Below are 9781 nucleotides of genomic sequence, written 5' to 3' on the forward strand. Positions count from 1 at the left end.
GGGTCGACGCCTGACGGGTCCGCCGACGGCGCGCGAGAGAGTGATGAATGATAGGAGCTTGGTATCATTGAATCATGCTGTACGAGATGCCCCGCCTGGACACGACCGACCTTCAAGTCCTCACGCAGGTCGATGACCTGCGTGAACAGCTGCGGCACGCCGTGCAGCAAGCCCCGATGAAGTGGACACTCGATCTGCGCAAGGCTCTGACGGCCAGCGCCATCGCGGCGTCGAACACGATCGAGGGCTACAGCGTCGATGCTGTGGATGTCGCCGACCTGATGGACGGTGAGCGCGAGGTCGAGGCCAGCGACGAGAACAAGGCGGAGACGCTGGCCTACCAACAGGCCATGACGTATATCCAATCACTCCATGACGTGGCCGACTTCCGGTACAGCAAAGAACTCCTCAACAGCGTTCACTGGATGCTGCAGGGCCATCACCACCCCCGGAAAGTCGCCGGCCAGTGGCGCAGGACCGCCATCCGAATCACCGCCCCCGGCGACGAGCTCGCAACCGACTACGAAGGTCCCGACCGCGAACTGGTCCCCGCTCTTATGGGCGAACTGGTGGACTGGCTCAACGAGGGCGACCTCGACAGTCATGTCCTGATCCGCGCAGCGATGGCCCATCTGAACCTGGTGAAGATCCATCCCTGGTCCGATGGCAACGGCCGCATGTCCCGCTCACTTCAGACGCTTCTGATCGCACGGGGCGGCGTTCTCGCTCCCGAGTTCTCCTCGATCGAGGAATGGCTGGGGATGCCGGGCAACACCTGGGACTACTACAAGGTGCTGCGCGAGGTCGGCGGACCGGTCTGGTCGCCGCACCGGGACACGTCGCCCTGGATCAAGTTCAATCTCCTCGCCTACCACCAGCAGACCCAGCGTGTGCAGCGGCGCGTCGACCGGTCCAACGACTGCTGGATGCAGCTGATGGAAGAGGCCGGTACCTACGGGGTCGCTGAGCGCCAGGTCACGGCTCTGCACGAGGTGGCGATGGCCGGACGGGTGCGCCGCTCCCGCTACGAGAAGGCCGAAGCGATCAACACCCAGCAGGCGACCCGCGATCTCCAGGCACTGACCAAGGCCCAGCTGCTTACAGCCGTGGGCCGGACGAAGGGCCGCCATTACATTGCAGGGCCGCGGTTCCCGGAGCGGGTGCTGGCCACCGCCCGGCGACACCACACCATCAGTAACCCGTACGCCACGTAGCGGCACCATTCAGCGCCATCGCGCGAACCGGCGTCACGGCGCAGCCACCGCGATCCGGCGCAGGGGCTTGTTCACGGGCGCACCACCTGCGTCATCTCGAGGTCGGGGTCGGGGGCGGGCGCGGGGCGGCGTGCGGTGTCGCTGATGCGGATCAGGATGCCGACGAGGGCCCAGTTGGCGATGACGGAGGAACCGCCGTACGCCAGGAACGGCATCGTCATACCGGTCAGCGGGATCAGGCCCATCACACCGCCGGCGACGACGAAGACCTGCAGCGCGAACGCGCCCGACAGGCCGATGGCGAGCAGCTTGCCGAACGGGTCGCGGGCCGCGAGGGCGGTGCGTACGCCGCGCTCCACGAGCAGGCCGTAGATCAGCAGGATCGCCATGATGCCCGTCAGGCCCAGTTCCTCGCCGAAGGTGGCGAGGATGAAGTCGGAGTTGGAGGCGAACCGGATGAGGTCGGAGCGGCCCTGGCCGAGGCCGGTGCCGAGGGTGCCGCCGGAGCCGAACGCCCACAGAGCCTGCATCGACTGCTCGGAGTGACCGGCCACGTCCTGGCGGCTGAGCATGTACTCGCGCATGGGGTCGAGCCAGGCCTGGACACGTTGCTGGACGTGCGGCTCGAAGGAGGCGACGCCGACGGCGCCGGCCGCGGACATCAGCAGACCGAAGACGATCCAGCTGGTCCGCTCGGTGGCGGCGTACAGCACGATGACGAACATTCCGAAGAACAGTAGCGACGTGCCGAGGTCCGTCTCGAAGACCAGGATCAGGATCGAGAGGAACCAGACGACCAGGATCGGGCCGAGGTCGCGGCCGCGCGGCAGGTACAGGCCCATGAAGCGACGGCTGGCCAGGGCCAGAGCGTCGCGCTTGACCATCAGAAAGCCGGAGAAGAAGACCGCGAGCACGATCTTCGCGAACTCACCGGGCTGAATGCTGAAGCTGCCGACGCGGATCCAGATCTTGGCGCCGTATATGTCGGCGCCCAAACCCGGGACCAGCGGAAGCAGCAGCAGGAACAGCGCGCCCACCATGGATATGTAGGTGTAGCGCTGCAGGATGCGGTGGTCCTTGAGGAACATCAGCACCACGATGAAGAGCGCGATGCCCATCGCCGTGTACATCAGCTGCCGTGGCGTGGCCGTTCCCGCCTGCTTGATCGACTGCAGCAGTTCGGACTGGTCCAGCCGCCAGATGACGACCAGGCCGAGCCCATTCAGCAGCGTGGCCAGCGGCAGCAGCAGCGGGTCCGCGTACGGCGCGGACTTCCGTACGACGAGATGGGCGACACCGGCCAGCAGGCCCAGGCCCAGGCCGTGGCTCAACAGGCCGGACGGCACTTGGTTGTTGATGGCCAGGCCCACGTTGGCGTAGGCGAACACCGGGACGGCGACGGCGAACACCAGCAGCGCGAGCTCGGTGTTGCGCCGGTTGGGCGCGCCGATCGTCGACGTGCGGTGCGTCGACGATCTCGTAGGACTGCTCATCGTGTGAAGGGCCTCTCACGGCTTGCCTACTGTTGACTGCTGACCGCACAGCGAGACGACCTTCTGCTCTTCCTTCGAGAGACCGGGGTTGGGAGTGGGTGCGGTAGCGGTCCTGGACGCGGACGGCGACATCGAAGCCGGCGGAGTCGGCACTGCTGTGGCCTTGGATGCCGTTCTAGACGTGAAGAAAGCATGTGTGGTTCCTGTGGCCGTTGTACCGCTGGTGGCCAGCAGCTCCGGGACAGGTCGGCCACGCCCGTCGATGTACCGCTCGGCCGGTGGGCCACCGGGCCTGGACGCCAACGAGGCCGCCGGCGGCAAGTACGGTGCGTTCGTGACGAACGAGCGCGTCCTCGACACCGAGAAGTACAGCGTCGACATCGTCGCCTGACGCACATCGCAGCACCACCACGGCCCAGGAGGGTCCTCGGGCCCCAACCCGTAGCAGCCGGAGGAGATACCCGTGCAAGACTCCACGACCAGGCCGTGGGCATGGGCCAGAGATCCGCACGCCGTGATGTGGTGCGTGACCTTCGCCCGCGGCATCACACCGGAAGACGTACTCGCCCGGTACGGGGCTGACGCACGAACCGCCCAGTTCCTCACCCGACAGCAAGCCGCCCATCTGTACGACAGCAGCCTGCCGGAGGGATCAGTTCTGCGTGCCGGGGCGCTGGGCGACTGGTCGTTCTGCTTTGAGGACTGCGGGGTCATGGGCATGATGCCAGGCCCCCTGTCCGCGCTGTCCTACGGCACGGAGACCTTCAGTGTCCTGCTGGGCGGGGACGGCATGAACGGCTTCGCTCACTGGCGTGACGGACAGTGCACCGAGCGGTTCGAGCCCGGCTTCACGAGCGCTTCCGGGCCGCCGAGGCCCTGGGCGGCCACCACGGGGGCGCCGCCCACGCGGCGGCGTACCCGCGAGGCTCGTGCTCCTGGCCTGTTCGGAAGCGGCCGCCACGGTGCCCCGGAGGGGGCGTAGGTCTTCGGCCGCAGGAGAACGGCCGCAGGAACCAGGAAGCTGTGCCGATGTGGGAGAGGGGGCCGGCGGCCTACGCTGCGGACCCGGTGCGCAGACGGGCGTGCCGTGGTCGGAGAGGAGAGCCCCGTGCCGTTCACCGGCCGCAGTCATGTCCGTCTTGCCCGGCCGTCCCGGGACCTTGCCGCGGCCGAGCGGTTCTGGGTGGGGGGACTCGGGCTGACGGTCCTGTTCCGCGCCGAGGCGGGCCGGGAACCCGGGACGCACGATCTGCTCATGGTGGGGCATCCGGACGCGTCCTGGCACCTCGAACTCGTCCACGGCGGTGGCCACCCCGTCGAACCCCGTCCCACCGACGAGGACCTGCTCGTCCTCTATCTCGACGAGTCCGTGCCACAAGAACTGGTGGACCGGCTGCGGGACCACGGAGGCAGGCGTGTGCGGTCGCCGAACCCGTACTGGAACGAATGGGGCGTCACCGTCGAGGACCCGGACGGCTACCGGCTCGTCCTCTGCACGCGCGACTGGTCCAACTCCTGACCGTCACACCCTGCCTTCACGTACGCACGTGTTCTGCCTATGCGTTGAGCGTCAGGCGTCGGTGGCGAGGGTGCCCGCCTTCACTTCGGCCAGGAACGCCGACCAGGCGCGGTTACCGAAGACGAGCAGGGGTCCCTGAGCGTTCTTGCTGTCTCGTACAGGCATGACGTCCGGCACGCCATCGCCCACCTCAAGACACTGTCCGTTGCCGCTGCTGTGGCTGCTCTTCCGCCACGTGAGCTGCGTGCGTTTGTGCTGCACTCTCAACACCTGCTCTCAGTCACTCGCTTCTGCCACTCTAGCCAGCAGACCGGCACTGTCGTTCGGCCCGAGGGCCACCGCCTGAAGGTGTTCGAACATCGACTTGTAGCGTCGCATTTCCGCTTCGGACTCCAGAAATAGATCTCCGGCGGGTGTGTCCACGTAGACCAGTTCCGGGTCTGCGGGATCAGGGAAATCCATGTGGACGAAGTTGCCCGTCATGCCCGCGTGAGCGCCTTTTTCGAACGGGATCACCTGGATGGTGACGTTGGGCTCTTCCGTCAGCTGGAGCAGGTGCCTGGCCTGTGTCCGCATCACTTCGCGTCCGCCCACGAGGCGTCGCACCGCGGCTTCGTCCACGATGGCCCAGAGCTGAAGCGGGTCTTTCTTGGTGAGCAATGCCTGCCGCTCCACGCGAGCTTGGACGCGCTGTTCCACCTCCTTCCTGCTGGCGGTCGGCAACACGCCTCTGACCACCGCACGGGCGTAGGACTCCGTCTGGGCAAGTCCTGGGATGAAGAGGGACTCGTAGTTGCGGATGGTGCGGGCTTCGCTCTCGAAGCCGATGTAGGCGGTGTACTCCTCGGGCAACTCCGAGTGGTACGGACGTAGCCAGCCCTGGTCGTTGGAACCGTTCTGGACCGCCAGGAGATCGGCACGCTGCGCCTCGTTCGCCGCGTAGAGATCCAGAAGAGCGATCAGAGTCCGCTTCTGCGGCCGGGCGCGTGCCTTCTCGACGCGGTAGAGGGTCGCCTCGTTGATGCCCGTCGCCTTGGCCACGTCTTCGCGTGTCAGGTCTGCTGCGGCTCGGAGCCGGCGTAGTTCGGCGGCCAGACGGCGGAGCCTCACGGTGGGCGGTCGTTGTCGCTTCTCCGGCACGCTGCGTCCCTTCGCTGCCTGGGTGGTACCCGCGAGTGTGGATGGTCACTGCGTGACGCTCCGCGTTGTGTTTCGCTGGCCAGGGCAGAACTGCGTACCGCGCTTGCGGGCTGGGGGCTCTCGGAGTGGGAGGAGCCCGCGGTGCTCGTGCTGTCCGAGTTGCTGACCAACGCCGGGCAGCACGCCCGGGTCTCGCCGGGGCGGGAGAGCGAGACCCGGTTCCGGTCGCTGGGCGACGGGGTGCGGATCGAGGTGCACGATGCCTCGGACGTACCACCGCAGGTGCGCGAGCCGGAGCCCGGTGCGTGTGGCGGGCGGGGGCTGGTGCTGGTGGGTGTGGGCGGACCGGTGGGGGTACGGGGCGCGGCGCGGACCCGGAAAGGTCGTGTGGGCGGAGTTCGGCTCTGTTAACCTCGGCCCATGACCTCCGTACCGTGCCGGAACTGGTGGCGCTCCTCCTAGGGGCGGCCACCTCCATCTGCACGGAATCAGGGCCGTTCGAAACGGACGGCCCTTTTCTCTGCCCTCGTACGGGTACGGATGCCGGTGATCACGGCGGGCCGTCCTCCACGCAACCAGCATCGCGAGGAGAGAAACCCCATGAGCACCGTCACCGTCACCGTCACCACACCGCCCGAGCAGCGCGCCGCCGAGCTGGAGGCGCGGATCCGGCAGGCTCCGGACCGGTTCCGGGTGATGACCGGGGACCGGCCCACCGGGCCGCTCCACCTCGGGCACTACTTCGGCACCCTCCACAACCGCGTCCGGCTCCAGGACCTCGGTGTGGACGTCTTCGTGATCATCGCGGACTACCAGGTGCTCACCGACCGGGATCTCGCCGACCGGCTCGGTGAGTACATGGAGGGGATGCTGCTGGACTATCTGGCCGTCGGGATCGACCCGGCACGCGCGACGGTCTTCAACCACAGCGCCGTGCCCGCGCTCAATCAGCTGATGCTGCCGTTCCTGAGCCTGGTCTCCGTCGCCGAGCTGAACCGTAACCCCACCGTCAAGGACGAGATCGCGCACTCCCGGCAGTCGGCCGTCAGCGGGCTGATGTTCACGTACCCCGTGCACCAGGCCGCCGACATCCTGTTCTGCAAAGGGAACCTGGTGCCGGTCGGGCAGGACCAGCTGCCGCACCTCGAAGTGACGCGGACCGTCGCCCGCCGCTTCAACGAGCGGTACGGGGTGGTCTTCCCGGAGCCGGACGCGCTGCTCTCCGCCGCGCCGCTCCTGCTCGGTACCGACGGCACCAAGATGAGCAAGAGCCGGGGCAATTCCATCGCGCTCGGCGCCACCGCCGACGAGACGGCGCGCCTGATCCGCGGGGCGAAGACGGATGCCGAGCGGCACATCACGTACGAACCGGAAGCGCGGCCCGGGGTGTCCTCGCTCGTGTTGCTGGCGGCGCTCTGTCTGGACCGCGATCCGCACGCCGTGGCCGAGGAGATCGGCGGCGGGGGTGCGGCCGCCCTCAAACGGACGGTGACCGATGCCGTCAACGGCCGGATGGCGCCGATCCGGGCCCGGCGCGCCGAGTACGCGCAGGACATGGCGTACGTGCGGTCGGTGCTCCGGGCCGGGAACGAGCGAGCCAACGAGATCGCCGAGGCGACGCTGGACGAGGTACGGGGGGTGATGGGGGGCGTGCTGTAGCGGCGAGCGGTCAGGTGGTGGTTTCCGGCCAGGCGCCCCGTGCCGCCACCTCCAGGATCAGTGCCGCGATGTTCCAGGCGTCGTCCGCGCCGCTGTGGTGGCGGCCTTCCAGGGGGAGGCCCGCCACCTTCAGGGCCTGGGCCATGCCGGGACGCTTGCGCAGGCCGTAGCTTGCGGTGAAGGGAAGTTTGGCGTTGGTGTGGCTGCGGCCGAACGGGTAACGGGTTCCGGTGGCCCGGCACTGGCGGGTGAACTGGTCGCGGTCGTAGTCGCCCCAGCTTGCCCAGGGACGTATCCCCGCCCGATGTTCGGAAGCCAGCAGACGGCAGGCGTCGGCGAAGGACACGCCCGTGTCCACCTCGGCCTGGGCCAGGCCGGTCAGCTCGGTGCAGAACGCGCTGACGGTGGAACGGGCCGGGCGGACCAGGATCCGGTGCCGGGAGACCCTTCCCCGAGCTCTCAACTCCGTTCGAGCAGGGGAGACCCCATTGGCCGCGTGCAGGTCGACGACAGTCAGCCCGATCTCGATGATCTCGCTGACCGCACCGGGCGGCGGCTGCCCGTCCCAGCACGTCGCCTCGATGTCGATCACGTTCAGGAGTTCGGAGACGGTGTCCATGGGGGCAGGGTAAGGAGCCAGGGGCGCGCCGGGCATCCGGATTTCGATCTCCACCGGCCATGTGTGCGGCCCGCCGCCCATTGCTGACTGCCCATCGCCCCACCGCCCCGCTACGACCTCGGTGCCACGCTCCGCCGCCTGCCCAGCAGGTCGGCCAGGCCCCGCCGCGTCGCCGCGATCACCACGCGGTCCTCGGGGCGCAGTACGTACCCGGGGTGCAGGTCCCAGACCAGGCCCGACGGGCGGTCCGGGGAGGCGGGGGCGGGTGTGGCCAGGTTCGGGCGGCGGTGCTCCGGCGGGGTGGCGTCCAGGGCGAGGACCCGCCAGGCGCCCGCCCGGAACGCCTGCTCCACCGTGCGGCCCTCCAACTGCCGGTGCCCCGCCACCTCGACCGCCGCGAACAGCATCACCTTCCGCTCGACCGGGATGGCGCCCAGAATCTGCCGACCCATCATGGCGACCGCGAAGGACGGAGCGGCCAGGTGGGAGACGGACCGGGAGCGGGTCAGGGCCTGCGGGTGGGCGGTGCGCAGGGTGCGATAGACGGCGGTGGCGAACTCGTCGTCGAACAGGCGCAGGGCGACACGCAGGTCCGGCTTGACCGAGCGGGCGTACAGCGCGGCCTCCAGGTTGGTGGTGTCTGCGCTGGTCAGGGCGAGAAGTGCGCGGGAGCGCTGGATCTTCGCCGCCTCCAGCACCCCCTCCTGCGTGACGTCACCGAGCACCACCGGTACGTGCAGCCGCCGGGCCACGGCGATTCCGCGCGCGTCCGGGTCGTCCTCCACGCACACCACGGGAATGCCGAGCTCACGCAGCCGGACGAGGACCCGCGTACCGATCTTGCCGAGGCCGAGCAGCACCACATGGCCGGACAGGCCCCGTGGCGGCCGGCGCAGGGACGAGGCCGTACGGAGCGACCCGAAGGCCTCCAGTACACCCGCCACGAGCAGCGGCAGCAGCATCAACCCGGCCATACCCGAAAGGAGTTGGATCACCTGACGGGCCATGGAGTCACCGATCGCCGGGTCACCCATCGCGAACAGGTCCAGCAGCGTCAGATACGCGGCGTGCACGGGATCGTCGCCGGTGGCGAGCGTGGAGGCGACGGCGAGGCCCAGCGCGGCCAGGCCGACACCCAGTGCCGACCAGCGCAGCCGCCGGGAGAAGAACTGGCTGAGCGGTGCGCCCCTGCCGCCCATCCGGGGCGGCGGACCGGCCGGTCCCGCCTGGCTGACCGCCTCCAGGACGACCGTTCCGCGCCCCGCGGCGGCGGCCACCTGCCGTTCGTCGGGCAGGAGTTGGGGCCCCTCCTCGCCGCTGCTGTCGGAGCCCTCGGCGCCCGCCGGGTCATGGGTGGTGGAGGAGAGCAGTGCAAGGGTGCACAGGCCGGGGTCGGCGATCCGGCCGTCCTCGGGCGGGGTGCGTTCGGCGGCGCGCAGCAGCAGGCCCTCCGCCTCGATGACCTTGCTGGAGCCGGTGAGGGCGGTCGCCGCGAGGGCGGGCGCGGCGGTGTCGGCGTCGGAGAGGACGGTGGTCGATGCGTCGAGCGCCCTCGGGTCCAGGCCGGGGGCGGTAACGGCGGCGGCCTGGTCGAGCAGGGTCTCCAGGTACTGGCCCAGCTTGCGGTTGTAGAGCCGGATGACCAGCCGGACACGGGGGTTGAGACGGCGGGCGGTCAGCGCGGCGCGGATATTGCGCTCGTCGTCGTCATAGACCAGGGCCAGTGCGGCGGCCGATTCGACGCCCGCCTCCTCGAAGGCCTCGTCGGACGGTTCCGGCGCCTCCAGGATGCGTACCGCCTCGACCCCGGCGTTGGTGTCGCCGTTCCCGGGAGCACCTGCGGACCCGTTGCCGGTGTGCCCGCCGTTGCGGTTCATCGCCTGCGACATCCGGCCGAACAGCGCCGCCGCCCGGCCCCGCCCGGTCAGCGGCAGCTCCGGCCGGCGTGCGTCGCGCCCCGGCGGCAGAACGAGGGTGACCCGCTCCCCGTATACATAGCGCAGCTCCACGGCGAGCCGCTGGGCCAGTGCGTCGTCACCGCAGACGACCATGTGCCCTCCGAGCGGGGAGCGTTGGGGCTGCTGAGGAAGTGTGGACACGGGACCCAGCATGCCTTGCTCCTCTCCGTCCTACCCGC

11 protein-coding genes are annotated in these 9781 nt (G+C 69.2%); 6 read left to right on the forward strand and 5 right to left on the reverse strand.

The genetic code is table 11. The features are described 5' to 3' along the window. Positions 1 to 74 precede the first annotated feature (74 nt). Positions 75 to 1214, forward strand: a complete 1140-nt coding sequence (locus OG953_RS22435; RefSeq protein WP_405686421.1) for a Fic family protein — start codon at positions 75 to 77, stop codon at positions 1212 to 1214. A gap of 71 nt (positions 1215 to 1285) precedes the next feature. Here OG953_RS22435 and OG953_RS22440 read toward each other — a convergent pair whose 3' ends face one another. Next, a complete protein-coding gene (locus OG953_RS22440; protein WP_405686423.1) occupies positions 1286 to 2707 on the reverse strand; it encodes an FtsW/RodA/SpoVE family cell cycle protein in 1422 nt (473 codons plus the stop codon). A gap of 205 nt (positions 2708 to 2912) precedes the next feature. Between OG953_RS22440 and OG953_RS22445 the strand changes: the two genes are divergently transcribed. The 3 genes from OG953_RS22445 to OG953_RS22455 all read left to right on the forward strand — a co-directional run bounded on the left by OG953_RS22445 (position 2913) and on the right by OG953_RS22455 (position 4226). Then, entirely contained in the window at positions 2913 to 3098 is a 186-nt protein-coding gene (locus tag OG953_RS22445; protein ID WP_405686425.1) for a hypothetical protein, read from the forward strand. Between the two features lie 72 nt (positions 3099 to 3170). Next, complete coding sequence (locus OG953_RS22450; protein ID WP_405686427.1) at positions 3171 to 3689, forward strand: DUF6461 domain-containing protein; 519 nt, start codon at positions 3171 to 3173, stop codon at positions 3687 to 3689. A gap of 126 nt (positions 3690 to 3815) precedes the next feature. Next, positions 3816 to 4226, forward strand: a complete 411-nt coding sequence (locus OG953_RS22455; protein ID WP_405686429.1) for a VOC family protein — start codon at positions 3816 to 3818, stop codon at positions 4224 to 4226. A 51-nt stretch (positions 4227 to 4277) separates the two neighbouring features. Here OG953_RS22455 and OG953_RS22460 read toward each other — a convergent pair whose 3' ends face one another. After that, a complete protein-coding gene (locus OG953_RS22460) occupies positions 4278 to 4496 on the reverse strand; it encodes a DUF397 domain-containing protein (RefSeq protein WP_405686431.1) in 219 nt (72 codons plus the stop codon). Positions 4497 to 4502: 6 nt separating this feature from the next. Beyond that, entirely contained in the window at positions 4503 to 5366 is an 864-nt protein-coding gene (locus OG953_RS22465) for a helix-turn-helix domain-containing protein (protein WP_405686433.1), read from the reverse strand. Here OG953_RS22465 and OG953_RS22470 point away from each other — a divergent pair. Both OG953_RS22470 and trpS read left to right on the forward strand, forming a co-directional pair. Beyond that, positions 5349 to 5777, forward strand: coding sequence for an ATP-binding protein (locus OG953_RS22470; RefSeq protein WP_405686434.1), 429 nt, complete (start codon positions 5349 to 5351; stop codon positions 5775 to 5777). The two genes, OG953_RS22465 and OG953_RS22470, sit on opposite strands and share 18 nt — an antisense overlap. Positions 5778 to 5966: 189 nt before the next feature. Next, a complete protein-coding gene (trpS, locus tag OG953_RS22475) occupies positions 5967 to 7025 on the forward strand; it encodes a tryptophan--tRNA ligase (protein ID WP_405686436.1) in 1059 nt (352 codons plus the stop codon). 10 nt (positions 7026 to 7035) lie between these two features. Here the strand turns inward: trpS and OG953_RS22480 are convergent, their stop codons facing one another. Next, a complete protein-coding gene (locus tag OG953_RS22480) occupies positions 7036 to 7644 on the reverse strand; it encodes an exonuclease domain-containing protein (protein ID WP_405686437.1) in 609 nt (202 codons plus the stop codon). 110 nt (positions 7645 to 7754) lie between these two features. Then, complete coding sequence (locus tag OG953_RS22485; RefSeq protein ID WP_405686438.1) at positions 7755 to 9755, reverse strand: NAD-binding protein; 2001 nt, start codon at positions 9753 to 9755, stop codon at positions 7755 to 7757. Positions 9756 to 9781: the final 26 nt, after the last annotated feature.

The organism is Streptomyces sp. NBC_00057 (assembly GCF_045041165.1).
GTDB lineage: Bacteria > Actinomycetota > Actinomycetes > Streptomycetales > Streptomycetaceae > Streptomyces.